Source organism: Streptomyces sp. NPDC056169 (genome assembly GCF_042268445.1).
Lineage (GTDB): Bacteria > Actinomycetota > Actinomycetes > Streptomycetales > Streptomycetaceae > Streptomyces.
Window position 1 is genome coordinate 427,215 of the sequence record NZ_JBHJUO010000001.1, and the last position, 25,807, is coordinate 453,021.

The window sequence follows — 25,807 nt, forward strand, 5'->3', positions numbered from 1 at the left end:
CAGCGTCGCGCCCCCGCACCCCCGTGCCGACAGGTCCTAGCCCTCCGCGTCCAGGGGCATCGGGCCGTAGATCTTGGCGCCGTCCTCCGAGAGCGTCACCTGGTCCGCGCCGCCGCCCAGGAGGTCACGCCAGTGCTCCCCGATCCAGCTCTCGGCGTCGCCCTGGGTGGTGAACTCCTCGGGAGCCACCACCGGCTCGACCTCCGTGCCGTCGGACTTCTCGAACCGCCACGTCCATGCCATGTCCGCCTCCAGGCGCTCACCGGATGATCGGTTTCCTGCCCGCAGCGTAGCCGGGCGCGCACGCCTCGCGGTGGCGCGGGAGGATCTGAGGGTGGAACTGACTCTGCTCGGCACCGGCGCCCCCCTCGGGCTCCCCCGCCCCGACTGCCCCTGCGCCGTCTGCGCGCTCTCCCGCGGTACCCGGGCCCGGGCCGCGACCGCGCTGCTCGTGGACGGGGCCCTGCTGCTCGATCTCACCCCGGGGGCCGCGCTCGCGGCGGCCCGTTCGGGCCATTCGCTCGTGGGCGTGCGGCAGGTGCTGCTCACGCATCCGCACGACGGGCCGGCCGTGGAGGTGCCCGCCGGGCTGCCGACGGCCGGAAGGGTGCCGGACGGCCGGGAGTTGACGCTGATCAGCGGGCACCGGGTGCGGGCGGTGCCGATGGACTCCCCCGGCACGGGGTACGAGGTGACCTCCGCGGACGGCGAGCGGCTGCTCTACCTGCCGCCGGGCGGGGCTCCCGCGGGGCTTCCGGAGGACCACGGCGCGCCGTACGACATGGTCGTCGCCGATGTGACGGGCCGTCCGGACGCGCTGGCGCGGCTGCGGGCGACCGGGGCGGTCGGCCCGGCCACCGAGGTGATCGCGGTCCATCTGGACCACGACGTGCCGACGGGGGCGGCGCTGGACCGGCGGCTGGCGGCGGCGGGCGCGCGGGCGGTGCCGGACGGGACGACGCTGTACGTGGGCGAGTACCACGAGGTGCCGGACGTGCCCCGGCGGACGCTGGTGACCGGCGGGGCCCGGTCGGGGAAGTCCGTGGAGGCCGAGCGGCGTCTGGAGACCTTCCCCGAGGTGCTCTACGTGGCGACGGGCGGGACCCGGGAGGGCGACCCGGACTGGGCGGAGCGGGTGGGGCTGCACCGGGAGCGGCGGCCGGGTGCGTGGCGTACCGCCGAGACCTGTGACCTCGTACCGCTGCTCGCCGAGGACGGTCCCGCGCTCCTGATCGACTGTCTGTCGCTGTGGCTGACGGACGCCATGGACCGGGTGGGCGCCTGGGACGACGAGCGGTGGGCGGACGGCGGGCAGACGGCGCTGCGGGAGCGGACGGCGGAGCTGGTCGCGGCGGTGCGGGCCACGCGCCGCACGGTCGTCGCCGTGACGAACGAGGTCGGCTCGGGGGTGGTGCCGGGCACGGCGTCGGGGCGCCGGTTCCGGGACGAGCTGGGCCGGCTGAACGCGGCCTTCGCCGAGGAGTGCGAGGAGGTCCTCCTCGTGGTCGCCGGTCAGGCGCTGGTGCTGCGCGGGTAGGGTTCCCCCACCGAAGGCCCTCGCTGATTGTCACAAGGCGGAACTGGTGAACCTGGACGACTTCTCCGATCTGATCGAGCGCCCCGACGGCGGTATCCGGCGTGACGCCGAGGAGCGCCGTGAGCGGCTGGCCGTGCCGCCGGGGGCGCTCGGGCGGCTCGACGAGCTCGGTGAGTGGCTGTCGGCCGCGCAGGCCTCGGTCAAGGTGCGCGCGATCGAGGCGCCGAAGGTGGTGCTCTTCGCGGGCGACCACGGGGTGGCCTCGCTCGACGTGTCGGGCCGCGCGCCCGGCACCGCGCACGAGCTGGTGCGCGCGGTCCTGGACGGGGCGAGCCCGATCGCCGTCCTGGCCCGCTCGACGAACGTGCCGGTACGGGTCGTGGACGCCGGTCTGGACTGCGAGCCGGAGCTGCTGCCGGCCGAGGTGGTGCGCCACCGGGTGCGGCGCGGCAGCGGCCGGATCGACGTGGAGAACGCGCTGACGGTCGAGGAGACCGAGGCGGCGGTCCGGCTCGGCATCGCGATCGCCGACGAGGAGGCGGACTCGGGCACCGATCTGGTGGTGCTCGGGGATCTGAGCGTGGGCGGTACGACCCCGGCGTCGACGCTGATCGCGGCGCTGTGCGGGACGGACGCCTCCGTGGTGACGGGCCGGGGCGGCGCCGGGATCGACGACCTGGCGTGGATGCGCAAGTGCGCGGCGGTCCGGGACGCGCTGCGGCGGGCCCGGCCGGTGCTCGGCGACCAGCTGGAGCTGCTCGCGGCGGTCGGCGGCGCGGACCTCGCGGCGATGACGGGCTTCCTGCTCCAGGCCTCGGTGCGGCGGATGCCGGTGATCCTGGACGGGGTGGTCGGAGCGGCCTGTGCGCTGGTGGCGCAGCGGGCGGCGTTCCGCGCGCCGGACTGGTGGCTGGCGGGTCAGGTGAGCGGGGAGCCGGCGCAGGCGAAGGCTTTGGACAGGATGGCGCTCAACCCTCTGCTCGACCACGGCGTCCATGTGGGTGAGGGAACCGGGGCATTGCTCGCGCTTCCCCTCGTCCAGGCCGCGGCGGCCTTCGCCGCGGAGCTGCCCGAGCGACCGGATCCGACCACTCCGGACGGCGAGGGCTCTCCCGAGGTCTGACGGGGAGAAGCGGGAAAGACGGATCGTCCGACTCCGGGGCGGCCACGCGCGACGCGCGCGTGGCCGCCTCCGGCGTCTCCGCACGACAAGCGATGCCCCATATGATCGCTTTTCATGGGAGAGGTCCGTTTGTCCGCCGAAGCAGCGCCCCGAGGCTCCACCGTCCGTTCGCGGCGCAGCGCCGCGTTCGCCGTCTGGTACCTGCGCGCCGTCACGTTCATCAACTTCCTCAGCGCCGTCTGGGTCTCCTTCGGACAGGACCTGCGCCGCCACAACGAGGACAACTACTTCACCCCGTACATGCTCACCGCGGGCTTCGCCTCGGGCGTCTTCACGCTCTTCCTGGCGATCACCATGCGCCGCCGCAAGCGGGCCGCGTGGATCCTCAACATGGTGCTCGGCGGCCTGTTCCTGCTGCTGTTCGCCGTCGTGATGGTCTTCCCGGAGATCCGGCAGCACACGCAGAACTGGATCTCGCTCGCCCTGACCGCCGCCTTCGTCCTCGCGCTGCTGCTCGGCCGCAAGGAGTTCTACGCGAAGGGCGACCGCTCCAACCCGCTGCTCGCCGCGATCGTCGCGGTCGGCGGACTGCTCGTCACCTCGCTGCTCGCCGCCGTCCTGGTCACCGTCACCAACACCTCCACCGCCCCCTCCACCTTCCTGGAGCGCTGGCGGTACGGCGTGATGCGTCTGGTGACCCTGGCCAGCGACGACTCGCGCTTCGCCGGGATCACCACACCCGGCTGGGTCGACGTCACCATCAACGTCCTCTCCACGCTGCTGCTCTTCGCGGTGCTCTTCGCCGCCTTCCGCGCCCGGCGGGCCGTCGACCCGCTGACCCAGGAGGACGAGGACCGGCTGCGGATCCTCCTCGACAAGCACGGGGACCGCGACTCGCTCGGCTACTTCGCGCTGCGCCGCGAGAAGAGCGTCGTGTGGTCGCCGAGCGAGAAGGCCGCCATCGCCTACCGGGTGGTCGGCGGGGTCTCCCTCGCCTCCGGCGACCCGATCGGCGACCCCGAGGCCTGGCCCGGCGCGATCGAGCCCTGGCTCGCGGAGGCCCGCGAGCACGGCTGGATCCCGGCCGTGATGGGCGCGAGCGAGGAGGCCGGGGTCATCTACGCCCGGCACGGCCTGGACGCCCTGGAGCTGGGCGACGAGGCGATCGTGGAGACCGACGAGTTCACCCTGGACGGCCGGGCCATGCGGACGGTCCGGCAGGCCTTCAACCGGGTCAAGCGGGCCGGCTACGAGGTCCGCATCCGGCGCCACGAGGACATCCCGGGCGAGGAGATGGACGAGCTGCTCCGCAAGGCCGACGACTGGCGGGACGGGGCGACCGAGCGGGGCTTCTCGATGGCCCTCGGGCGGCTCGGGGACCCGCACGACGGGCGCTGCGTGATGCTGGAGTGCACGGACGGGCAGGGGGAGCTGCGGGCCGTGCTGTCCTTCGTGCCGTGGGGCCCGAAGGGCCTCTCGCTCGACCTGATGCGCCGTGACCGGGACTCCGAGAACGGCCTGATGGAGTTCATGGTCATCGAGCTCCTCCAGCGGGCCAAGGAGATCGGGATCACTCAGGTCTCGCTCAACTTCGCGATGTTCCGCTCCGTCTTCGAACGCGGCTCGAAGCTCGGGGCGGGACCCGTGCTGCGCATGTGGCGTTCCCTGCTCAGCTTCTTCTCCCGCTGGTGGCAGATCGAGTCGCTGTACCGCGCCAACGCCAAGTACCGACCGATCTGGGAGCCCCGATTCATGCTCTTCGAGAAGAGCGCCGATCTGCTGCGCATCGGCCTCGCCGCCGGCCGGGCCGAGGGCTTCCTCGAAGCCCCCGGACTGCCGAAGTGGCTGCACCGCAAGCATCTGGAGAGTGGGCGTTGAGCGGCTCGGTCACGCGTTTCGCGCGCCGCGAGTGGGGCCCGCTGTTCGGCACCGTACGGACGGCGCTCGTCGTACGGAGGTGGCGTGCGGTCCCGATGACGCTGGCCGCCGTCTGTCTGACGGGCCTCTTCCAGCTCGTGCAGAACCAGGACTGGGGCTACCAGCCGGTCCAGGACATCGGGTCCGTGCGGGCCGAGGACCCGCTGTGGCTGGCCCTGCTGCGGACCCCGCTCTCGCTCTTCGTCCCCGCGCTCGACCTGCCCGTCTGGGGCGCCCTGGCGCAGGTCCTGCTGGTGTTCGGGATCGCCGAGATCTGTCTCGGGCGGTGGCGGACGCTCGCCGTCGCCTATCTGGCCACGCTCTGCGGGACGCTGTACGCGCGGGTGGCCATCGCCCTCGGACCGGGCACCCCGTTCGGTCTTCCGGCCTCGGACGCGCAGGTGGTCGACACCGGCCCGTCGGCGGCCGTCGTGGGTCTCGCCGTCTACGTCTGCTGGCGCTACCGGGCGTGGTGGACCGGGGGCGCGGTGGTCGTCGCCATGGTCGTCGAGGTGTTCGTCAAGCCGAATCTGGCGGGCAAGGAGCATCTGGCCGCCATCGCGGGCGTCCTCGTGCTCATCGGGATCGAGGCCTTGCGGGAGCGGCGTCAGGATGGCGGCGGGTTGGAGCTCCGGCCCGGGACCCGTTCCTGGAAGCCGCCGATCAGGTCCTGAAAACGGCGCCGCACCTTGGTCCAGCGCTTGTCGTGGCGGTACGTACGGATGCGGGAGCGGGCGCGGGCCTTGTGCCGGCGCCCGTAGAAGCGGCGGGACCACCAGGAGCCGGGGCGGGCCAGGCGGACGGCCCCGACGATCGCCACGGGCGGGACCAGGGTGCCGATCACGGCCATCCGGAACTTCCCCTTCACCAGGGCGATCAGGACGAAGAGGAAGTTCACCGCCAGGGTGAGCAGGAACGTGGCCCGGTCCTGGCGTTCGTCGGCGGTCATGTCGTCCACGCCGAGCGGGGAGAAGCCGCTCAGGGCGAGGCCGACGAGGGCCGCGGTGAGCACGACCACCTCGACGCTCTTGCGGCCCTCGTCCGTCCAGTACACGTCGTCGAGGTGGAGGATCAGCGCGAACTCGTCGAGGACGAGCCCCGCGCCGATCCCGAAGACGACGGCGAAGAGCCCCGCGCCGAAGCCGTGCCGGCCGCTGCCCACCGCGCCGAAGCCGCCGATGACGGTGAGGACGACACCGGGCACGACGTGATGGATGTGGAGCCCTCCGGAGGAGACGTTCTTGAAGGGGCCCTTCCCCGCCCTGATGAGCCGGGTGATGGTCCGGGTGACCAGGAATGTCAGGACGAACGAGGTCAGAGCGAGCAGCGTCGGGAGCTTCCCCGGCTCGACGATGTTCCGGGTGAACCAGTGACCCATGCCACCCCGTTCCGATATGAGCGTTATGCGTAATCTACCGTCCGGGGGCGGCGATTACCCTGCCCGGATGGACGGCCTGCGTTTCGCCTTCGGCACCCTCACGGTGCTCCCCGCCCGCATCACCCGCTGGGACCGGGACGCGGCGCGCGCCGGCATGCTCTGCGCCCCGCTCGCCGGCCTCGTCGTCGGCCTCACCTCCGCCGCGCTCGGCGGGACGTTCCTGCTGCTCGGCTCGGGACCGCTGCTCGCGGCCGTCGTCACCACCGCCGTCCCCGCCGTGCTCACCCGGGGCCTCCACCTCGACGGCCTCGCGGACACGGCGGACGGCCTCGGCAGCGCCAAGCCCGCCGAGGACGCGCTGCGCATCATGAAGCAGTCGGACATCGGCCCGTTCGGCGTCATCACGATGCTCCTCGTCCTGCTGGCCCAGGTCGCCGCGCTCGCCCGGCTGTACGAGGAGGGCTGGGCGCACGGCACGGTCGCCGCCGCCCTCGCCGCGACCGTCGCCCGCCTCGCCCTCACCCACGCCTCCCGCCAGGGCGTCCCCGCGGCCCGCCCCGAGGGCCTCGGCGCGATCGTCGCGGCGACGGTCCCGGTCCGCTCGGCGACCCTCTCGACCGCGCTCGTCCTGGTGGCGTGCGCGGGCGCGGGCCTCCTCCTCTCCCCTTACGACGCGGTACGGAACGTCCTGGCGGCCGGCGCGGGCCTGGGCGCGGCGGCGCTGCTGCTGCGCCGGTGCGTGCGGCGCTTCGGCGGGGTGACGGGCGACGTGTTCGGCGCGGTGGAGGAGACGGCGGCGACGGTGGCGCTGGTGGCGCTCACCCTGGGGTGAGCCGCCGGGCAGGCCCTAGCAGGGCTTGCGCCAGACGCCCAGCTCGTACCGCTTCTGCATCGAGCTGAGGCCCAGCTTCCGGGCCTGGGGGCAGAAGTCGCCGGTCTCCCGTTCGTACTCGACGTGGAAGACCGCCTTGCCGGCCGCCACGAACGGGGCCAGGCGGCCGCATTCGTCGTACTCGGCGCACTGTTCGTTGACCGCGAAGTCGAAGTCCGGGAGCAGCCTCGGGATCTGGTCCAGGTCGTTCTTGAGGCCCACCGCGAGACCCCGGTCGTGGGCCAGACGGGCGACGAGACGGTTGTAGCGGAGCTGGTCGGCGGCGGTGAGCGGGAAGCCGGTGCGGTTCTTGTAGCCGTCCATGTTGTCGGGTTCGACGGCGTCGAAGCCCTTGTCCCGGCACATGTCGAGCCGCTTCGCCATGAGGGGTTCGAGGACGTCGGTGCGGCGGATGTCGAGCCAGCGCTCGCCCTCCCAGCCGTTGCCCTTGCCGAGGACGGACTTCGGGAAGCGGGCGGCGTCCGGGCGGAACTCCTCCCAGGCGCCGGTGGAGAGGTAGCAGATGACCTTGCGGCCGCGGGCGTGCAGGTCCTTGACCGTGGACGCCGGGTGGTCGAAGCCGTCGATGTCGTACACCGGGACGTCGACCGTCGGGTCGAGACGGCCGCTGAGCTGCCACTGCCAGGCCAGGCCGGGCTTCGGCCGCCAGCGGTCGTCCGGCGAGGGCTTCGGGTCGGGTTGGGGGGCCGTCGTACAGGCCGTGGCCAGGAGCAACAGGCCCGCGAGCAGGGGCAGCAGACGTCTCATCGGGCGGGCTCCAGGAGGTGCGGCAGGGTGCCCCAGGGGTGCGCGCCCGTGCCGGGGACCGCGCAGTGCACGGGGGTGGCCGGGCGGACCCCGGGCGGGGCCGCGTAGACGAGGTGGCAGTAGTGCGGGGCGATGGGGAGGTCGAGCGTCCGGTACGTGTCCCAGGGGCCCTCGAAGGTGACGAGGAGGTCGGCGAACTCCTCGTATCCCGGGTCCGGGTGGGCGCCGTGGTTGAGGACGAGCGTCGCGGCCCCGGCGGCCCGGGCCGCGACCGCGATCCGCCGGTAGTGGGCGAGTCCGCCGGGTGCGGTCGTCACCTGGTCGAGGAAGGTCCCGTCGGCGCCGTACCAGTCGCGGTGCCGGAGCAGTTCGGTGACGACCTTGGCGTGCGGGCGGCGGCCGTAGGCGGTGTCGACGTACCCGAGGACGCGCACGCCGGCCTCCCGCAGCCGCGCCGCCGCCTCGGCGAACGCGGGGTCGGGCGCCTCGCCCGCGCCGCTCGCCGGGTTGAGGACGACGCCGTGGAGGGAGGGCGCGGCGGCGACGAGGGCCGACCAGGCCTCGGGGCGGTCGGCGGGGTGCTCGTAGTACGGCACCAGGAGGCAGGGCGTCATGGTCCCCCCTACGCGCGGTGGGCGGTCGGTCGTACCAGCAGAACACAGGTGAGGACGGCGAGCAGCGCCGCCGCTCCCCCGGTCGCCGCCGGGCCCGCCGCGGGCACGGCGGTCTGCGCCGCCGCCGCGATCAGGCACACGGCCGCCGCGCTCCCCACCGCGCCGAAGGCCTGGAGCAGCAGCCCCAGCCAGAGCACGGTCCCGATCACGAGCAGCGAGGCGAGGCGCGGGAGCGTCGGCCAGGGCGCCCCGGGCCAGGCCAGGGTCGCGGCGAGGGTGAGGCCGACGAGGACGGTGAGGTAGCCGCCGAGGCAGAGGACGAGGGTGCCGGTGACCGCCCTGCGGAACTCGCGGGCCGTGGTGAGGGTCCGCAGCCGGGCCAGGCTCTCGCCCCGGAAGCGGTGCAGCAGCCACTCGGCAGGCCCCATGGAGAGGGTCAGCGCGACGACCGCCCCCGCGCCGCTCACCAGGTCGTCCCCGATGCCGGCGCGCAGGACGAGCAGTCCGCTGCCGAGGCCGAAGAGTCCGTACGGGACGGAGGCGGCGCGCGGTGGCCCGCCCCGGCCCGCCGCCCCGCGCCGCACGCCCGGCCGGAGCACGAGCGCCGCGCACGCGACGGCGGCGGTGAGCGAGGCGAGGAGGAGCCCGGCCCGCAGGAGGTCGGGCAGGTCCCAGCGGAAGGCGGGGACGGCTCCGGCGAGCGGCAGCAGGGCGCGGAGCAGGGCCCGTTCGCGGCCGAGGACCAGGAGGACGGTCGCGGCGGCGAGGTAGAGCGACTGGCCGGCGGCGAACAGGGCCGCCGGGAGCTCGCCGGGTCCCGCGACCGCGAACGCGACGGCGGATCCGGCGAGGGCGCCCGCCGGGGCGCCGGTGAGCAGGGTCCGGGCGGCGGCGGGCCGGTCGCCGAGGCCGAGCCAGGTGTACGCGCGGTGGGACAGGGTCTGGTTCCAGACCCAGCCGGTGACGGCCCCGGCGAGGAGCGGGATCGTTCCGCCGGGGAGCCCGAACCGGCCGGGCTCGCCGGCGAGGAGGGGTGCGGCGAGGACGTACGCGAGGCCGGGCAGGGCGAAGACGAGCCCGCGCAGGAGACAGCCGGCGAGTTCGCCGTGCCAGGGCCCGGTGGGCGGCGCCTCCGGTGCGGGGTGGCGGCGTTCCCCGCGCGCGTAGAGGTCCTCGGCGAGGGCGAAGGAGTCGGCTCGGCCGTAGGTGAGGCGTATGTGGTCGTCGGTCATGCCGTCGGATTCGAGGAGCGCGGCGATCTCGTCCGGGTGCACGGCGACGGCGACGAACGCGTCGAGCCGCTCGGCGAGTGCGTCGAGGGGGTCGACGGCGAGGCAGTCGTCGGCGGGAGCGTCGTCGGCAGGTGCGTCGCCGGCACGGGCGGGGACGGACGGGGCGTCGTCGGCACGGGCGGGGGCGGACAGGGCGTCGTCGGCACGGGTGGGGGCGGACAGGGCGTCGTCGGCACGGGTGGGGGCGGACGGGGCGTCGGCCCGGAGGGCCGTGGAGCCCTCGCGTCGGGGGCGGGGGATCGCCGGGAGCGGGGTCTCCGCGGTCGGCGGTTTCAGCCAGAGGGAGCCGCTCATGCCGGGGTGCCTCCTGCGACGAGGACGGTCGGGGTGCGGCGGGGGGCGGGGAGGCGGATCGTCCAGACCTTCGGGTCGAGGCGGGGGCGGGGGGCCGGGCGTTCGCCGGCCAGTTCGCGGTAGATCTGGCGGAAGCCGTCCACGGAGCGGTTCAGGGTGAACCGGTCGATGACCCGCTGCCGTGCCAGGCGGCCGAGTTCGGCGCGCCGGGCCCCGTCCCGGAGCAGTTCGGTGACGGCGGCGGCCATGACGGCCGGTTCGCGGGGCGGGACGACGATCCCGGCGTCGCCGACGGCCTCCCGTACGCCTCCGACGTCCGTCGACACGGTGGCCCGGCCACAGGACATGGCCTCGATGAGGGAGAAGGGGAAGCCCTCGCTGATGGAGGAGAGCATGACGACGCTGCCGGCCGCGTAGGCGCGCGGCACCTCGGAGACGCGGCCCTCGAAGGTGATCCCGTCGGTGACGCCCAGCTCGGCGGCGAGCTTCTCCAGGCGGGTGCGGTAGTCCTCGTTCCCGGCGGGGACCGGGCCGAACAACCGCAGCCGCAGCTCGGGGAGTTCGGCGCGGCTGATCGCGTAGGCCCGGATCAGGGTCTCCAGGTCCTTGATGGGGTCGACCCGCCCGCACCAGCTGAGGGTGGGGGTCTCGGGTTCCGGTCCGGCCTCGGGGAAGAGGGCCGGGTCGACGCCGTTGTAGACGGTGCGGATGCGGTCGGCGGGGGCGCCGCCGCGCTCCTCCCAGCGCCGGTTGTACTGGTTGCAGGGGGTGATGAGGTCGGCCTTGCGGTAGCCGAGCGTGTTGAGCTCGCGGTAGAAGCCGAGCATGAGGGCCTTGACGGGCCAGCGCTGCGCGTCGGTGCGGTAGCCGAGGTAGCGCTCGCGGAGGTAGATGCCGTGTTCGGTGAGCAGGAAGGGCACCCCTTCGAAGTGCTGCGCGGCGAGGGCCGGCAGCGTGGCGAGGCCGCTGGAGACGGCGTGGGCCACGCTGCCGGTGGCTATCCGGGCGGCGAGCGGGCGCAGGGCGTGTTCCAGCAGGTCGGTGGCGGTGAGCGCGTCGTGGACGGTGGGCCGGGCCGCAAGCGTCGGCAGGTGCGGCATGGTCCAGATCCACATCAGGGAGCGCAGGGCCGGTTCGGAGCGCAGGGCGGAGGTCAGCCGTCCCTGCCGGGCCAGTTCGGCCAGTTCGTACAGGCTCGTGCCGAAGTCGCAGCCCGCCTCCGGGTCGAGGAGGGCGAGGAGCAGGCGTTCGTACGCGTCGAGGAAGCGGCGGCGTTCACGCCCCCGCAGGGACCGGCGCGCTCCGGCGAACAAGCCGGGCGCGGCCGGCCCCTGCGGGTGGCCCCAGAGGGGGAACGCGGTGTGCCGGGTGATGTTGGGCGGCAGCTCCCAGGTGACGGGTTCGCGGCCGCTGCCGGTGAGGGCGAGGATCTCGAAGTCGACCTCCGGCATGCCGCGGACGAGCTGGTCGCACCAGGTGCTGACGCCGCCGTGGACATGTGGATAGGTGCCTTCGGTGAGCATGGTGACATGACGGCCACTGCTCGGCATGTGCGTTTCCCCCCAGGACGTGCTGGTCAGGCGGTCGGGAGCGTGAGCGTGACGGCGGTCTGGAGCAGTTCGGGCGTGGTCCAGGCCGAGCGGGTGCCCGCGTAGGCCGAGCCGAAGACGGTCGAGCCGAGCAGGGCCTGCTTGCGGGTGCCCTCGGGCGCGGTGACGGGCACGGTGAGGCCGGCCGGGGCCTTGACGGTGACCGTGGTGCCGATGCGGTAGGCGGTGACCTTTCCGGCGGCGATCGCCTGGTCCCAGGCGGCGCGGCGGTTCAGCTCCGTACCGACGTCCCTCTGGGCCGGGTTCACCAGGGGTGCGCTGGGTGCGAACAGGGCCCGGTAGTCGGACAGTACGCGGTCGAGTACGGGGTAGAGGAGCCGTTCCTCGGCCAGGTTGGACTGGTGGACGTAGTGCGGGCGGGGGTCGTTGCCCAGGACGTGGGAGAGGGCCGTGCGGGCCTCCTGCGGGACGATCCGCCCGGCGTATCCGGTGGTGGTGGGGAGCGGGGCGGGCAGGCAGGTGGAGAGGGGGTTGTCCTCGCAGGCGCCGCTGCCGCCGTCGGCGCGGGAGGTGTAGATCCAGTTGTACTCGTCGGTCATCTCGGCGGCGGTGCCCACGTTGTAGTACACGTTCATGGGGTGGCGGGGCACGGTCTTCGCGGCGCTGCTCCCCGTGCCGACGGAACGCTGCTGCGGTTCGCGGGAGTTGTCGCTCGCGGTCCATTTCACGCCGTTGTCGGCGAGGGCGCCGGAAAGGTTCGGGTTGTCGGCGGGCTGCTGGGGCAGGGTCTTCAGACCGGAGTGCTCGCCGGTGACGAGTTCGGAGCGGTCGACGGAGATGCCCTTGCCGACGGCCCAGTTGTGGTTGTTCCTGATCTGGCCGGAGAGCTCGGAGCGGCTGACCCAGAGGGTGTTGCCGGCGAGGTCCTTGGTGCACCGCCAGGGGACGGTGGTGTTGTCCTGGACGCAGCCGAGGAAGGGGTGGGTGTAGGTGTGGTTGATCCACCGGTACTGGGCGCGGTCCGCGACGAGCTGCGTGGTGAGCGGGTCGGTGCCGCCGTGCTCGGTCTTCCACTGCTCGCCCTGGCCGCCGTTGTAGACCATGTCGAGGGTGAAGCCGGAGGCCTTCTGCCAGGCGGCGGCGTACTGGGCGTCGGCGGCGGTCATCCTGATGGGGTCGACGCCCTCGCCGTCGTCCTCGACGCAGTCGAAGTCGCCGGGGGTGCAGTTGAGCGCGGGGTCCCAGCGGGCGTCGGGGGCGAAGACGTCGTCGACGTGGACGGAGAGGTAGTTGCGGCTCTGGCCGAGATGGACGCCCTGGGTGAGCCATTCGACGATGCCGCGCGCGAGGGCCCGGAACTGCCGCTGGTACTGGTTGTAGGCGAAGGTGACGACGAGCTCGCGGCGCCCGTCGGCGGTGTACTCGCCGATGAGGCTGGCCCGGCCGCCGCCCGTGACGGGGATGTCGACGTAGCTGGTGAAGCCGGCGCGGGGGCGGCCCGCGTAGCCGTAACTCTCGGCGATCGCCGGGTCGTTGTCCTCGAAGGTGAGCGCGCCCGCGAGGTAGCGGAAGGGGCCCGTCTTCCCCGCGGCGGTGACGCCGGCCGTGGTCCCGTCGAGGACGCCGGACCAGCCGCCCTCGTTGGTGTAGTCGAGGCCGACGCCGGGGTGCGACCAGGTGTAGGCGTCGACCTGCGGGATCCCGAAGGTCCGCTCGTACGCCTGGAGTGCGGTGTGCTCGGCGGAGTCGGGGCCGAAGGCGCTCTCGTGGGGCAGGACGACGCCCTGGTACTTGGCGCGGGGGCGCCCGTCGAGCGTGTCGCTGAGGAAGGCCGGGTCGAGGACCGGACGGTTCGGGTCGTTGAGGTCGATCCTGCGGTACGGGACGCCGGAGCCCTTCAGCTCGGCGGTGATGGCCTCGACGGCGCTGCCGCCGTCGTCGACGACGAGGACCGTCAGGTCGACGCGGGGCGCCGGGGCGGCCACCGCCTGTGCGGACGGCACGACGGTGGCGAGCAGCGCGGCGGCGGCGAGCACGGCGACGCGCGCGGTGCGGGGCGCGGGGCGCGGGGCGGTGCGGGACGAGGTGCGGCGGGCGGTTCTGGGCGTGCGGATTCGGCCGGAGTCCATCGGTGGTGTCCCCCCTCTGCAGGCCCGTCCCGGGCCGAGGCCGGACCGGCGGGACCTGTGGAGATGATGCAGATGATGCAAAGGCGCGAGCGTCGCCCTTGCGGGAATGAGGCGAGTGTGGACGAGCTCTCCGACCCTGAACGGTAAACATGAAAGAGACACCACGGATGAGTGAATCACTGCCGCCGTGAGCGAACGCGGTGAGCGAGCGTAGGCTCGTTCTCGGCGCTCTCCGGGCCGAAATACGATGCGGCGGGCACGGTCGGCCCATCCCTCGACCGCCACAGAACTCAATGGAAGCGAGAATTCACCACCGTGACTGCTCTCACTCTCAGCACTGCCGGTGCGGCGACGCTGCGCGCCGACGCCCTCGTGGTCGGCGTCGCCAAGTCCGGGAAGACGCTCGTCGTCGCCCCGGGCGGCGAGGCCGTCGACAAGGCCTTCGACGGGCGGCTCGCCGCCGTCCTGGAGACCCTGGGCGCCTCGGGTTCCGAGGGTGAGGCGACGAAGCTGCCCGCGCCCGCCGGTCTCAAGGCCCCCGTCGTCCTGGCCGTCGGCCTGGGCACCGCCCCCGAGGACGGCGAGCCGTTCGGCGCGGAGACCCTGCGCCGTGCCGCCGGCACCGCCGCCCGCACCCTGACCGGCGCGAAGAAGGCCGCCTTCGCGCTGCCGATCTCCTCCGCCGAGGACGCCGCCGCCGTCGCGGAGGGCGCCCTGCTCGGCGCGTACGCCTACACCGCGTACCAGGAGAGCGCCAAGGACGCGAAGAAGCCGCTGGCCGAGGTCGCCCTGCTCGGCGCCAAGCCGCGCGACAAGGCCTACAAGGCCGCGGTCGAGCGCGCCCTGGCCGTCGCCGAGGAGATGAACCGCTCCCGCGACCTCATCAACATGCCGCCGAACGACCTCTACCCCGAGTCGTTCGCCGCCATCGTCGCGGCCGCCGGCAAGGAGCACGGCCTCAAGGTGCAGGTGCTCGACGAGAAGGCGCTCGACAAGGGCGGCTACGGCGGCATCCTGGGCGTCGGCAAGGGCGCCGTCCGCGGCCCGCGCCTGGTCCGCGTCGCCTACACCCACCCGAAGGCGGAGAAGACCCTCGCCCTGGTCGGCAAGGGCATCACCTACGACTCCGGCGGCATCTCGCTGAAGCCGGCCGGCCACAACGAGACGATGAAGTGCGACATGAGCGGTGCCGCCGCCGTGTTCGCCGCCGTCGTCGCCGCGTCCCGCATCGGTCTCGCCGTCAACGTCACGGGCTGGCTCGCCCTCGCCGAGAACATGCCGTCCGGCAACGCCACCCGCCCGGGTGACGTGCTGCGCATGTACAGCGGCAAGACCGTCGAGGTCCTCAACACCGACGCCGAGGGCCGGCTCGTCCTCGCCGACGCGCTGACCAAGGCCTCGGAGGAGCACCCGGACGCGATCGTCGACGTGGCGACCCTGACCGGCGCCATGGTCCTGGCCCTGGGCAACCGCACCTTCGGCATCATGGCCAACGACGACGACTACCGCACCGCGATCCACGAGGCCGCGGAGGAGGTCGGCGAGGCGTCCTGGCCGATGCCGCTCCCGGCGGACCTGCGCAAGGGCATGGACTCCCCCACCGCCGACATCGCCAACATGGGCGAGCGGATGGGCGGCGGCCTGGTCGCCGGTCTCTTCCTCCAGGAGTTCGTGGGCGAGGGCATCACCTGGGCCCACCTGGACATCGCGGGCCCGGCCTTCCACGAGGGCGCCCCGTACGGGTACACCCCGAAGGGCGGCACCGGCTCCTCGGTGCGCACCCTCGTGAAGCTGGCCGAGCTCACCGCCGCCGGCGAGCTCTGAGCACACCCGTGACAGGGGCGGGGCCCCGGCCCCCCCCCCGGGCCCCCACCGCCGTTTTCCTTGTCCGGCCCATCACATCCGTCCTGCTTAGGATCGATACGTGGACGCTTACGGGGACGAGTACGTGGATGTGACCCGGTCCCGCATGCGGACCCGGACCCGGTCCCGGACGCGGACCCGCACCGGGGCCGCCGCGGCCCTTCTCGCCCTCGCGCTCCTCGCCGGCGGCTGCACCGCGGCCGGCACCGGGGTCCGGGGCACTCCCGGGGCCGCCGGGCTGCGCGACCCGTACTTCCCGAAGCTCGGCAACGGCGGCTACGACGTGCGGCACTACGCCCTGTCCCTCGCCTACGACCCGCGCAGCGGGCGCCTCGACGGCACCACCGAGATCACCGCCCGCGCCGGCCAGGACCTCAGCGCCTTCAACCTCGACCTGGCCGGGCTCCGCGTCTCCCGCGCCACCGTCGACGGCGCCCCCGCCGCGCACAACAGGGCGGGGAACGAGCTGACGCTCCGCCCGCGCGAGGAGATCCGCGACGGGGCGGAGTTCACGGTCACCGTCACCTATACGGGCGTGCCGGAGCCGATCACGGACGCGGACGGCTCCGTGGAGGGCTGGCTGCGCACGGACGACGGGGCGGTCGCGGTCGGCGAACCGGAGGGCTCCATGACCTGGTTCCCCGGCAACCACCACCCCGCAGACAAGGCCGCCTACGACATCACGCTCACCGTCCCGGCCGGGCTCGAAGCGCTCTCCAACGGCGTCAGGACCGAGCGGCGGACGGAGCGGGACGGCCGCGTCACCACCGTGTGGCACGCGGCCGAGCCGATGGCGAGCTATCTGGCGACGGTCGCGATCGGCCGGTACGAGACGGCGACGGAGACGGCGACCGGGACGGCGACCGGGACCGCCGCGGATTCGGCGACCGGCTCCCGTTCCCTGCCCGTCCTGACCGCCGCCGAGCCGTCGGTCGCGGCGGGCAGCGCGGCGCTGCGCGGCGAGATCCCCGAGATCCTCGCCCGGCAGGCCGGGCGTTTCGGCCCGTACCCCTTCTCGGCCGCCGGGGCGATCGTCACCGAGGACGGGACCCTCGGCTACGCCCTGGAGACCCAGACCCGGCCCGTCTTCCCCGCCGCCTCCTTCGACCGGACGACCCTCGTCCACGAGCTGGCCCACCAGTGGTTCGGGAACTCGGTCACCCCCGCCACCTGGCGGGACTTGTGGCTGAACGAGGGCTTCGCCACGTACGCCGAGTGGCTGTACTCGGAGGAGTACGAGGGCGTCCCCGCGCGGACGCACTTCGCGCGGGCCTTCGCCCAGGACGCCAACTGGGCCTTCCCGCCGGCCGCCCCGCCCGCCGCCGAGAACCTCTTCGACCCGCCCGTCTACCAGCGCGGCGCGATGGTCCTCCACAAGCTGCGCGAGACGGTCGGGGACGGGACCTTCGACGAGATCCTGCGCGGCTGGCCCGCGAAGTACCGCCACGTCAACGCCTCCACGGCCGACTTCACGGCCTACGCGGAGAGCGTGGCGGGGAAGGACCTCGACGGGCTGTGGAAGGTCTGGCTGTACGGCGAGGGCAGACCGGCAACCCCGTAGCCGCCGGCTAGTCGGTCCGGCCCTGGTCGGTCAGGCTCTTGCGCAGGACGACGCACGGGCGGCCGTGGGCGAGGTCCGGGCGCCGGGCGGTCTCCTCGTAACCGAGGGAGGTCCAGAAGGCGAGCGCCTTCGGGTTGTTCTCCAGGACGGCGAGCCGCAGACCGGTGCGGCCCGCGGCGCGGAAGCGGTCCTCGACGTACGCGGCGAGCCGGCGACCGTGGCCGGCGCGCTGTTCGCCCGCGTGGACCATGAGCAGTCCGAGCCACGGGTCCGGGTCGGCCGGGTCGGGATGGCGGCCGAGGGTCACGGCGACGGCGACGAGCCGGCCCTCGGAGCGGGCGAGGAGGACCTCGGCGGTGGGCTCCGCGAGATCGTCGGCGAGGGCCGCCGCGACCTGCTCGGGGCGGATGTCGGAAGGGTCCGGGAAGTCGCCGCTGAGCTGCTGGAACTCCTCGTTCGACGCGTAGAGCGCGGTGAGCTCGGTGAGCAGCGCGCCGGGGAGGGCGGCGCCGTCCTCCAGGGCCTTGGGAGCGAGGGCTTCGACGATCACGCGGCAAGGGTAGAGCCCCGGCGCGCGGAACGCGCCGGGGCTCTCAAGCCGTTTCTACGGCTTTTCTTCGGTTCTTCTACGGGGTCTTCGGAGTCTTAGAGGTTGACGCCGAAGTCGCGGGCGATGCCCTCAAGGCCCGAGGCGTAGCCCTGGCCGACCGCACGGAACTTCCACTCGGCGCCGTTGCGGTAGAGCTCGCCGAAGACCATCGCGGTCTCGACGGCGGCGTCCTCGGAGAGGTCGTAGCGGGCGAGCTCGGCGCCGCCGGCCTGGTTGACGATGCGGATGTAGGCGTTCCGCACCTGGCCGAAGTTCTGCGAGCGGTTGACCGCGTCGTAGATGGAGACCGGGAAGACGATCTTGTCGACGGTCGGCGGGAGGGCCGCCAGGTTGACGTTGATCTGCTCGTCGTCGCCGCCGCCCTCGCCGGTGCGGTTGTCACCGGTGTGGACGATGGTCTGGTCCGGCGTCGACTTGTTGTTGAAGAAGACGAAGTGGGCGTCGGAGGCGACCTTGCCGGCGGCGTCCACACCGATCGCGGACGCGTCGAGGTCGAAGTCGGTGCCGGTGGTGGTGCGGACGTCCCAGCCGAGGCCCACGGTGACGGCGGCGAGGCCGGGGGCCTCCTTGGTCAGAGAGACGTTGCCGCCCTTGGACAGGCTCACAGCCATGGAAAGTCCCTTTCATCGTGGTGTCGTCGCCTGGTGAAACGCGTACCGGCCCCCAGCGGTTCCCGACGGGTTCCCGGTGAAAAGAGGATGACTCCAACGGCCCACTGCGGGGAACATGGGGGCATGGCCGGTCCCTATCCCATCCGCGGCTCCGTCTCGCTCCCCGAGGCCGAGCTCCAGTGGCGTTTCTCGCGGTCGTCGGGGCCGGGCGGGCAGCACGTGAACACCAGCGACTCGCAGGTGGAGCTCCGCTTCGACCTCGCGGCCACCACGTCGCTCCCCGAGGTGTGGAAGGCCCGCGCCCTGGAGCGCCTCGCCTCCCGCCTGGTCAACGGCGTCGTGACGGTCCGCGCATCGGAGCACCGCTCCCAGTGGCGCAACCGCGAGACGGCCGCGGTCCGGCTCGCCGCCCTCCTCGCCGAGGCGACGGCCCCGCCGCCGAAGCCCCGCAGGGCGACGAAGATCCCGCGCGGCATCAACGAACGCCGGCTGCGCGAGAAGAAGCAGCGCTCGGAGACCAAGAAGACCCGGCAGTCCCGGGGCGACTGGGGCTGAGCCCCCCAGGGCCTCCGGCCGGTTCAGCTCAGGTGGCGGTACTTCCCCTGGAAGTACGTCAGCGGGCCGCTGCCGTCCGCCGAGGGCAGGCCGACCGTCAGGACCCGGCCGACGACCAGCGTGTGGTCCCCGGTCACGACCCGGCTCTCCGTGCGGCACTCGAGGACCGACAGCGCCCCGCCGAGCAGCGGCGCGCCGCTCTCCTCGCCGCGCGTGTACGGAAGGTCGGCGAAGAGCAGCCGGTCGCTGACGCGGTTCTTCATCGCGAAGCGCCCGGCGATCTGCCGCTGGCCCTCGGAGAGGACCGACACCGCCCAGACCGGGACCTCGGCTAGCAGATCGTCCATGCGGGAGCCGTTGCGGAGGCTGACCAGGACCAGGGGCGGGTCGAGGGAGACCGACATGAAGGCGGTGGCCGTCATGCCGACGTCCTCGCCGCGCGCGCCCTCGTCGGGGTCGTGCGCCGTCACCAGGACCACGCCCGCCGCGAGGCGGGACATCGCCGCCCGGAACTCGTCGTTGCTCACCCCCTCAGCATGAGGGATGGCCAGATCGGAGACGGGGGGCGGGGCGGGAGTCTTCTGCAGCACCCTCGCACGCTAGACCGGGCCGGCCGCGGGCCGCATCGGGCCCGGGGACCAGTCCGCCACCCCCGGGGGTCCTAGGACCCCGTCCCGGACCCTCGGGCGTCACGCCGGGCCGATGACCTTCTTGCGCGTGTGCCCGTAGACCACCGACGTCCGTACGTCGGCGAGCTCCGGGCGCTTCGTCAGCTTGTCCAGGACCACCGCGTGCAGATGGTCGGTGTCGCGGACGGCGACGTGCACCAGGAAGTCGTCGTGCCCGGTGAGCACGAAGAGCGAGATCACCTCGGGCATCCCCTCCAGGAAGGCCTGGAACGACTCGATCACGGCACGCGTCGGCGGGCGGACCCGTACGGCGATCACGGCCTGGAGCCCGCGGTCGATCGACGCGAGGTCGACCTCGGCGTGAAAGCCCGTCAGGATGCCGCGCTCGCGCAGCGACCGGATGCGCTCCAGACAGGTGGAGGGGGCGATGCCGAGAGCCTGGGCCATGTCCCGGTTGGTGCGCCGACCGTCTTCCTGGAGCATCCGCACCAACGCCGAATCAAGTTCGTCCACGATCGCCTCTCTCTGTCGATTTCCGAAGGTAATTCGGATTCTAAGCGCAACCTTCGATGGTGTTGTTAGCCTCCGCCTCGATTCGCTGATGTTTGTTCGGGGGGAAGGGTGGTGGGGGATGCGTGAGCGGCGCGGGCCCGGCGTGGGGGCGGTGGGTGCCGTGGTGGCGGCGGCGCTGTTCTGGAGCAGTTCGTACGCGGTGACGAAGCGGCTCCTCGACGACGTCGGCCCGCTCGCCATCGGCGCCGTCAGGTTCACCCTGGCGGCCTTGCTCCTGGGGGTGGCGGTACGGATCGGCCGGCGCCGCCCCGCCCGGCCGGACGCGCGGCAGCGGCGGCAGCTCTATCTGAGCGGCTTCCTCGGCATCACCGTCTACTTCGTCCTGGAGAACGTCGGCGTCGACCTCTCCACGGCGTCCGACGCGTCCCTGATCGTGGCCACGTACCCGCTGATGACGATGCTCCTGGAGCGGGTCGTCCTCCGCGCCCGGATGCCGCCGCTGCGGGTCGCGGGCGTGCTGCTCGCCGCCGTCGGGGCCTTCCTGGTCGTCCGCAACGGCGCCCAGGTCGGCGGCGGCGCGCGCTGGACGGGAGACGTCCTGCTGCTGCTCGGCGGGGTGGCCTGGGCCGGATACAACGTGCTCGGCAAGCGCGCGAGCGCCGGCCAGGACGCCATGAGCGTCACGTACTACCAGACCCTGGCGGGTGCGGCCGGATTCCTCGTCGCCTCCCTCCTTGAGGCCGGCGACCGGCGAATGCCGGACGCGACCGCCTCGGCGCTGCTCGCCTATCTCGCCGTGGCGTGCTCGGTCGGCGGCTTCCTGCTCTACAACCACGGCCTGCGGCGGATGGCGTCGAGCGTCGCCGTGAACATCCTCAACCTGGTCCCGGTCTTCGGCGTCGCCGGCGCCGTCCTCGTCAACGGGGAGTCGATCCGGCCGGCCCAGGTGGTGGGCGGCGTCGTCATCGTCGCCGGGGTGGCGCTCGGCATGGTCGAGCGGGAACGGAGAGCTTCCCGACGGGGCCTGGCCGGGACCCAAGACGCGATATAGCGTTAGTCCTTCGGGCGGGACGCCCCCTTGAAGCCGCCCCCTGACAGGACGAGACGAGGACGGAAGCATGTCGCGAGAGATCTCGTCCACCGGGCAGCACGCCGGCTCCGGCGCGGGTTCCGGCTCCGGCTCCGGTGCGGCGCCCGAGCTGCGTGCCTCCCACGCGGACCGCGACCGGACCGTGGACGTGCTGCGGGTCGCCGCGGGGGACGGCCGGCTGACGCTGGACGAGCTCGACGAGCGCCTGGAGGTCGCCCTGTCGGCGCGGACCCTCGGCGAGCTCGCGGTGCTCACCGCCGACCTGCCGCCCGGGGCGGTCCCCGGCGGTCCGGCCGCGGCGGACATCAAGGACGTGCTGCGGATCCACCGGAAGCACAGCGCGATCACGCGCGCCGGGCGCTGGGTGGTGCCGCGTCGGCTGGAGATCGTGGCGGAGTGGTGCGAGGTGACGCTCGACTTCACCGAGGCGGTCATCACGCAGGACACCCTGCGGATCGACGTCGACAGCCAGGGCAAGAAGCTGACGCTCGTGACGAGGCCCGGCATCGTCGTCGACGTCGACGGCCTGGCCCTCGAACACAGCAGGTTCCGGATCCGCCAGGCCCCGGCCGCCCCCGGTACGCCGGTCGCGCTGCGGGTGGAACTGGTCGGCACGAAGAGCTTCGGCCGCGTCGTCGTGCGGTCCGCGCGCCGGACCTTCGGGCAGTGGCTGCTGCGCAGGCAACTCCCGGCCCTGCCGGCCGGCGAGTGACCCGCCCCGGGTGTCACGTGTCTCCCTGCGGTGACCTGTAGGACCGGACCACCCCAGGGGGTTGTGCACGACCCGCCATGACCTGCTGTGACTTGAGTCACAGAGGGCAGTATTTGCTGACCCTGTGTACCGGGTGCGCAGCTCGCTGTGATTCAGTGGCAGGGACAGTGCAGTACGAAGCCGATGAGAACCCTGGAGTTGCTGTCGAGGTCTCGGGGAGAGCGAGCGATGGAGACCGAGTCGGAGCCGTACGTCCGTCTCTCGACCCTGCGGCAGCTGCATCAGGTCGTGGCGGACCTCAACACAGCCCGCAGCCTGGCGGACACCCTGCAGACCGTCGCCGACGGTGTGGTCGCCGGTCTCAACTACGAGCTGGCCTGCGTCAACCTCGTACGCCCCGACGGTGACCTCGTCGTCGCCGCCTTCGCCGGAAGCTCCGCCGCCGAAGCCCTGATCACCGGCCGGGTCGGCTCCCGCGCCTCCTGGGACCGCCGCCTGTCCATGGGCGCCGAATGGGGCGACCTCCGCTTCATCCCGCACACCGAGGGCTGGGTGCTCATGGAGGACGACGTCCCCCAGTGGCACACCGACGGCCCCGCACCCCGCTTCGAGGACGAGTGGCACCCCCACGACCGCCTCTACGCCCCCATGTACGCCTCCGGCTCCGGCCGTGAACTGCTCGGCGTCATATCCGTCGACCGCCCGCGCAACGGCCGGCACCCCGGCCCCTGGGGCCAGGAAGCGCTCCAGATGTACGCCTCCCAGTCGGCCATCGCGATCAGCAACGCCCGCCTCCGCTCCAACATGCAGCGGGCCCTCGTCCGGCTCGAAAGGGAGCAGCAGGCCCTGCGCGCCAGCGAGGAGTCGTTCCGGCAGGCCTTCGAGTACGCCCCCTCCGGCATGGCCATCGCCGAGATGGGCGGCGACCAGCACGGCCGGCTGCTCCGTACCAACGACGCCCTGTGCCGGCTCCTCGGCCGGCCCGCCTCCGTCATGCGGCGCTACTCCTTCGCCGACCTCGTCCACCCCGAGGACATAGGGACCCTGCTCCGGACCTCCGCCGAGGGCGGCCGTGCCGAGCTGCGCCTCGGGCGGCGCGACGGCACCTACGTCTGGGTCTCCCTGCGGAACTCGGTCGTCGCCGACACCGCCGACGGCCCCCGCTTCCTCCTCACCCACGTCGAGGACATCGAGGAGCGCAAGCGCCACGAGCTCCAGCTCGCCCACCGCGCCTCGCACGACGCCCTCACCGGCCTCCCCAACAGCGCCGAGCTGCGCTCCCGGCTCTCCGCCCGCCTCTGCGAGCGCCCCACGCAGGCGGTCGGCGCGGCGGTCGCGGCCGGCTACGACGGCTACGGCGGCGGTGGCGGGCACGACGGCGGCTACGACTCCGCCCGCGACGGCGGCTACGAAACCGGGCACGACTCCGGGCACGACTCCGGCTACGGATCGGCTCCCGCCTACGAATCCGCCCCCGCCTACGAGTCCCGGCCCGCCTACGAATCGGTCCCCGCCTACGAATCCGTCCCCGCCTACGAGTCCGGGCCCGGCTACGAGTCCACCTACGAGTCGCCGTACGAGCACGAGCACGGCTTCGGCTTCGAGCCGGCGAACGGGGCCGGGCCGTACGACCACCACGTCCACATCGTCGCGCCGTCCACCGGCGAGGTCGACGACGGGACGAAGGGGCTCGCCGTCCTCTTCTGCGACCTCGACGGCTTCAAGTCGATCAACGACCGCTTCGGGCACCACACCGGCGACGCCGTCCTCATCGAGGTCGCCCGCCGGCTCACCACCGGCGTCCGCGACGGGGACACCGTGGCCCGGCTCGGCGGTGACGAGTTCGTCGTCCTCGCCGACGGCCTCGGCGCGGCCGACGCCGCCGACCTGGCCGTGCGCCTGCGGAACGCGATCATTCCGCCGATCCGGGTGGACGGCAGGGCGGTCCGTGTCGGGGCCAGTTTCGGCATCGGCTGGGCCGAGTGCGGGATGAGCGTCGAAGAGGTCCTGAACTCCGCCGACCAGCGGATGTACATCGAGAAGCGCTCCCGCGCCAAGGTCCAGCGCCGGGCCGGCTGAGGCCACCGCCGCCTGTCCGCCTGTCAAGGCCCGCCCCGGGCGCTGGTCCGTTCGGGGTAGGCTCGGCCGGTCGGCGACGGCTGGCGAGCATGGATAGGAGTGACCGGATGGCTGCCGGTAACGACGGCGCGAGCAAGCCCGAGGACGACGATCCGTTCGGCTACCTGTACGAGGACGGTCAGGCAGCGGGCGCCCAGGCGCCGCACGGCGGTGGCTACGGCTACCCCGGCCCCGGAGCCGCTCAGCCCGGCGTGCCACGGACCTCGTACAACCAGGTCAGGACGGTCGGCGAGCGCCAGTACGGTCATCCGCCGCAGGGCCAGCAGGCCTACGTGCCGCCGCAGCAGCAGGCTCCCTACGGCCAGCCGCACGCGCAGTACGCCGCCCCCGAGACCTACGGCGGCCCGCCGACCCGCCAGGGCCCGCCGCCGCCCCAGCGCGGCGGCTCCGGCGGCGGCCCCAACACCAGGGGCCTGCTGATCGGCGCGGTCGCGGTCGTCGCGGTCGTCGTCGTCGGCATCGCCGCCGCCGTGATCACGAACAACGGCGACAAGGACGACAAGAACGGCCAGGCCGGTGGCGGTACGCCGTCGACCGCGCCGTCCCAGGTCTCCGAGGAGCCCAGCGGCGAGCCGAGCACGGAGCCGACCCCGGTCGAGCTGCCGAAGCAGGACGCGGCGACGCTGAAGCTGGGCGGCACGGCCGGCACGGAGAAGACCGTCACGGGCGCCGAGGGCGTCGGCGGCACCTACGTCGCGGGCTTCAACCAGGTCGGCGCCTCGGTGACCTGGAAGGCGAACATGCCGACGGAGGGCGCGTACCGCCTGACCGTGCGGTACGCGATCCCCGCGGTCGACGCCAACGCCACGCTGACGGTCAACGGCAAGGCGAACTCCTCGCCGCTCGGTCTGAAGAACTTCATCCACTCCTCGGACCCGAACCTGGAGAAGAACTGGCAGACCACCTGGGCGCCGGTCACCCTCCAGAAGGGCGACAACGAGATCAAGATCTCGTGCGAGACCGGCAACCAGTGCAACGTGCTGCTCGACTGGCTGGAAGTCACCCCGGGCGAGTAGTCCCGCGGAATTCCGAGCTCCGGCCCCCTGCCCCTTCCGAGGATCAGGGGGTCTCTTGCGTCACCTTCACGCGGGGCAGCAGCTCCTCGTACGCCGACGCGTCGAACTCGCCGGCGACCGGGGAGAGGACCGTCGCCGCCGAGAGGGCGACCGCGCGGGTGAGGCGTTCGGGCCAGGGGGCGTCGTCGACCAGGCCCGAGAGGAGGCCCGCGACGGCCGAGTCGCCGGCGCCCGTGGGGTTTCCCTTGACGGCGGCGGGCGGTGCCGCGCGCCAGAGTCCCTCGGGGGTGGCGGCGAGCATGCCCTCGGGGCCGAGTGAGGAGATCACCGCGTGGGCGCCGCGGCGGCGCGCGTCGCGGGTGGCCCGGTGGGGCTCGCGGGAGCCGGTGAGCTGCGCGAGCTCGTCGGCGTTCGGCTTGACCAGGTCGGGGCGGGCGGCGATGCCCCGCCGCAGGGGTTCGCCGCTGGTGTCGAGGAGGACGGGGACGGCGGCGGCGCGGGCGAGCCGGACGAGTTCCGCGTACGCCCCCACGTGGATGCCCGGCGGCAGGCTGCCGCAGAGGGCGACCGCCCGGGCCCCGTCGAGGAGTTCGGTGAAGCGGCTGCGGAAGGCGGCCCACTCGTCGGCGGTGACGGCGGGGCCGGGTTCGTTGAGCTGGGTCGTGTCGCCGCTCGCGGTGTCGACGACGGCGACGGTACGGCGGGTGGGGCCGGCGGTCGCCACGAGCTCGTCGCGGACCGGGGTCGCGGCGAGCAGGTCGCGCAGCATGGCGCCGGTGGCGCCGCCCGCGAAGCCGGTGGCGACGGTCTCGTGGCCGAGGGCGGCGAGCACGCGGGCCACGTTGAGGCCCTTGCCGCCGGGGCGTTCGATGACCTGGGTGACCCGGTGCGTGGCGTGCGGAGTGAGGGCCGGGACCCGGTAGGTCAGGTCCAGCGCCGTGTTGAGGGTGACCGTCAGAATCACCTGTGCACCCCCGTATTCCGGTGACGTCCGTCGGCGCGTGCGCTCCGACGGGCACCGATCATGCCAAAGGA

The 25,807-nt window shown here is 73.3% G+C and carries 24 protein-coding genes; 12 read left to right on the forward strand and 12 right to left on the reverse strand.

The genetic code is table 11. The annotated features are described in order from the left end of the window. Positions 1-36 precede the first annotated feature (36 nt). Complete coding sequence (locus tag ACFC0G_RS01960; RefSeq protein WP_376395615.1) at positions 37-243, reverse strand: hypothetical protein; 207 nt, start codon at positions 241-243, stop codon at positions 37-39. A 91-nt stretch (positions 244-334) separates the two neighbouring features. Here ACFC0G_RS01960 and ACFC0G_RS01965 point away from each other — a divergent pair, with 91 nt between their 5' ends. The 4 genes from ACFC0G_RS01965 to ACFC0G_RS01980 all read left to right on the forward strand — a co-directional run bounded on the left by ACFC0G_RS01965 (position 335) and on the right by ACFC0G_RS01980 (position 5,251). Then, positions 335-1,537: a bifunctional adenosylcobinamide kinase/adenosylcobinamide-phosphate guanylyltransferase gene (locus ACFC0G_RS01965; protein ID WP_376395618.1), complete on the forward strand. Its 1,203-nt coding sequence runs from the start codon at positions 335-337 to the stop codon at positions 1,535-1,537. A gap of 46 nt (positions 1,538-1,583) precedes the next feature. Continuing rightward, the gene (gene cobT, locus ACFC0G_RS01970) at positions 1,584-2,660 is read left to right on the forward strand and encodes a nicotinate-nucleotide--dimethylbenzimidazole phosphoribosyltransferase (RefSeq protein WP_376395621.1); all 1,077 of its coding nucleotides are present in this window, start codon (positions 1,584-1,586) and stop codon (positions 2,658-2,660) included. 114 nt (positions 2,661-2,774) lie between these two features. After that, positions 2,775-4,538 carry a phosphatidylglycerol lysyltransferase domain-containing protein gene (locus tag ACFC0G_RS01975; RefSeq protein ID WP_376395624.1) on the forward strand — a complete coding sequence of 588 codons (1,764 nt, stop codon included), beginning with the start codon at positions 2,775-2,777 and terminating at the stop codon, positions 4,536-4,538. Then, a complete protein-coding gene (locus tag ACFC0G_RS01980) occupies positions 4,535-5,251 on the forward strand; it encodes a hypothetical protein (RefSeq protein WP_376395627.1) in 717 nt (238 codons plus the stop codon). Before ACFC0G_RS01975 ends, ACFC0G_RS01980 begins: the two co-directional genes overlap by 4 nt. On the opposite strand, the gene ACFC0G_RS01985 is transcribed toward ACFC0G_RS01980, so the two are convergent. Further along, positions 5,185-5,955 (reverse strand): hypothetical protein, encoded by a 771-nt coding sequence (locus ACFC0G_RS01985; protein ID WP_376395630.1) that lies wholly within the window; start codon positions 5,953-5,955, stop codon positions 5,185-5,187. The genes ACFC0G_RS01980 and ACFC0G_RS01985 overlap by 67 nt on opposite strands. Before the next feature lie 25 nt (positions 5,956-5,980). Between ACFC0G_RS01985 and cobS the strand changes: the two genes are divergently transcribed. Next, positions 5,981-6,787, forward strand: a complete 807-nt coding sequence (cobS, locus tag ACFC0G_RS01990; RefSeq protein WP_376395633.1) for an adenosylcobinamide-GDP ribazoletransferase — start codon at positions 5,981-5,983, stop codon at positions 6,785-6,787. A gap of 15 nt (positions 6,788-6,802) precedes the next feature. Here cobS and ACFC0G_RS01995 read toward each other — a convergent pair whose 3' ends face one another. Genes ACFC0G_RS01995 through ACFC0G_RS02015 form a run of 5 tightly spaced genes read right to left on the reverse strand, consistent with a single transcriptional unit; the run spans position 6,803 to position 13,473 of the window. After that, positions 6,803-7,594, reverse strand: coding sequence for an endo alpha-1,4 polygalactosaminidase (locus ACFC0G_RS01995; protein ID WP_376395636.1), 792 nt, complete (start codon positions 7,592-7,594; stop codon positions 6,803-6,805). Then, positions 7,591-8,208, reverse strand: coding sequence for a spherulation-specific family 4 protein (locus ACFC0G_RS02000; protein ID WP_376395639.1), 618 nt, complete (start codon positions 8,206-8,208; stop codon positions 7,591-7,593). Before ACFC0G_RS02000 ends, ACFC0G_RS01995 begins: the two co-directional genes overlap by 4 nt. Before the next feature lie 8 nt (positions 8,209-8,216). After that, positions 8,217-9,794: a hypothetical protein gene (locus ACFC0G_RS02005; protein WP_376395641.1), complete on the reverse strand. Its 1,578-nt coding sequence runs from the start codon at positions 9,792-9,794 to the stop codon at positions 8,217-8,219. Beyond that, positions 9,791-11,344, reverse strand: coding sequence for a GT4 family glycosyltransferase PelF (gene pelF / locus ACFC0G_RS02010; RefSeq protein ID WP_376395644.1), 1,554 nt, complete (start codon positions 11,342-11,344; stop codon positions 9,791-9,793). Before pelF ends, ACFC0G_RS02005 begins: the two co-directional genes overlap by 4 nt. Positions 11,345-11,370: 26 nt before the next feature. Further along, positions 11,371-13,473: a hypothetical protein gene (locus ACFC0G_RS02015; RefSeq protein ID WP_376395647.1), complete on the reverse strand. Its 2,103-nt coding sequence runs from the start codon at positions 13,471-13,473 to the stop codon at positions 11,371-11,373. Positions 13,474-13,788: 315 nt separating this feature from the next. Here ACFC0G_RS02015 and ACFC0G_RS02020 point away from each other — a divergent pair, with 315 nt between their 5' ends. Together ACFC0G_RS02020 and ACFC0G_RS02025 are read left to right on the forward strand one after the other, a co-directional pair. Continuing rightward, the gene (locus tag ACFC0G_RS02020; RefSeq protein ID WP_376395650.1) at positions 13,789-15,297 is read left to right on the forward strand and encodes a leucyl aminopeptidase; all 1,509 of its coding nucleotides are present in this window, start codon (positions 13,789-13,791) and stop codon (positions 15,295-15,297) included. Positions 15,298-15,442: 145 nt separating this feature from the next. Then, the gene (locus tag ACFC0G_RS02025; RefSeq protein WP_376396151.1) at positions 15,443-16,897 is read left to right on the forward strand and encodes a M1 family metallopeptidase; all 1,455 of its coding nucleotides are present in this window, start codon (positions 15,443-15,445) and stop codon (positions 16,895-16,897) included. A gap of 7 nt (positions 16,898-16,904) precedes the next feature. Here ACFC0G_RS02025 and ACFC0G_RS02030 read toward each other — a convergent pair whose 3' ends face one another. Together ACFC0G_RS02030 and ACFC0G_RS02035 are read right to left on the reverse strand one after the other, a co-directional pair. Beyond that, positions 16,905-17,447 carry a GNAT family N-acetyltransferase gene (locus ACFC0G_RS02030; protein ID WP_376395652.1) on the reverse strand — a complete coding sequence of 181 codons (543 nt, stop codon included), beginning with the start codon at positions 17,445-17,447 and terminating at the stop codon, positions 16,905-16,907. A gap of 95 nt (positions 17,448-17,542) precedes the next feature. Then, positions 17,543-18,118 (reverse strand): TerD family protein, encoded by a 576-nt coding sequence (locus ACFC0G_RS02035; protein WP_030321928.1) that lies wholly within the window; start codon positions 18,116-18,118, stop codon positions 17,543-17,545. Between the two features lie 87 nt (positions 18,119-18,205). Between ACFC0G_RS02035 and arfB the strand changes: the two genes are divergently transcribed. Beyond that, positions 18,206-18,673, forward strand: coding sequence for an alternative ribosome rescue aminoacyl-tRNA hydrolase ArfB (arfB, locus tag ACFC0G_RS02040; RefSeq protein ID WP_376395655.1), 468 nt, complete (start codon positions 18,206-18,208; stop codon positions 18,671-18,673). Positions 18,674-18,696: 23 nt separating this feature from the next. On the opposite strand, the gene ACFC0G_RS02045 is transcribed toward arfB, so the two are convergent. Both ACFC0G_RS02045 and ACFC0G_RS02050 read right to left on the reverse strand, forming a co-directional pair. Beyond that, positions 18,697-19,263, reverse strand: coding sequence for a flavin reductase family protein (locus ACFC0G_RS02045; protein ID WP_376395658.1), 567 nt, complete (start codon positions 19,261-19,263; stop codon positions 18,697-18,699). Between the two features lie 99 nt (positions 19,264-19,362). After that, positions 19,363-19,815 (reverse strand): Lrp/AsnC family transcriptional regulator, encoded by a 453-nt coding sequence (locus tag ACFC0G_RS02050; protein WP_376395661.1) that lies wholly within the window; start codon positions 19,813-19,815, stop codon positions 19,363-19,365. A gap of 118 nt (positions 19,816-19,933) precedes the next feature. Here ACFC0G_RS02050 and ACFC0G_RS02055 point away from each other — a divergent pair, with 118 nt between their 5' ends. The 4 genes from ACFC0G_RS02055 to ACFC0G_RS02070 all read left to right on the forward strand — a co-directional run bounded on the left by ACFC0G_RS02055 (position 19,934) and on the right by ACFC0G_RS02070 (position 24,772). After that, complete coding sequence (locus ACFC0G_RS02055; protein WP_376395664.1) at positions 19,934-20,866, forward strand: DMT family transporter; 933 nt, start codon at positions 19,934-19,936, stop codon at positions 20,864-20,866. A gap of 67 nt (positions 20,867-20,933) precedes the next feature. Then, positions 20,934-21,617, forward strand: a complete 684-nt coding sequence (locus tag ACFC0G_RS02060) for a DUF1707 domain-containing protein (RefSeq protein WP_376395667.1) — start codon at positions 20,934-20,936, stop codon at positions 21,615-21,617. A gap of 228 nt (positions 21,618-21,845) precedes the next feature. Then, positions 21,846-23,696: a diguanylate cyclase domain-containing protein gene (locus tag ACFC0G_RS02065; RefSeq protein WP_376395670.1), complete on the forward strand. Its 1,851-nt coding sequence runs from the start codon at positions 21,846-21,848 to the stop codon at positions 23,694-23,696. 107 nt (positions 23,697-23,803) lie between these two features. Beyond that, on the forward strand, positions 23,804-24,772 hold the full coding sequence (locus ACFC0G_RS02070; RefSeq protein ID WP_376395673.1) for a CBM35 domain-containing protein: 969 nt from the start codon (positions 23,804-23,806) through the stop codon (positions 24,770-24,772). A 43-nt stretch (positions 24,773-24,815) separates the two neighbouring features. Here the strand turns inward: ACFC0G_RS02070 and ACFC0G_RS02075 are convergent, their stop codons facing one another. After that, the gene (locus ACFC0G_RS02075; protein ID WP_376395676.1) at positions 24,816-25,736 is read right to left on the reverse strand and encodes a 1-phosphofructokinase family hexose kinase; all 921 of its coding nucleotides are present in this window, start codon (positions 25,734-25,736) and stop codon (positions 24,816-24,818) included. Between the last annotated feature and the right edge of the window lie 71 nt (positions 25,737-25,807).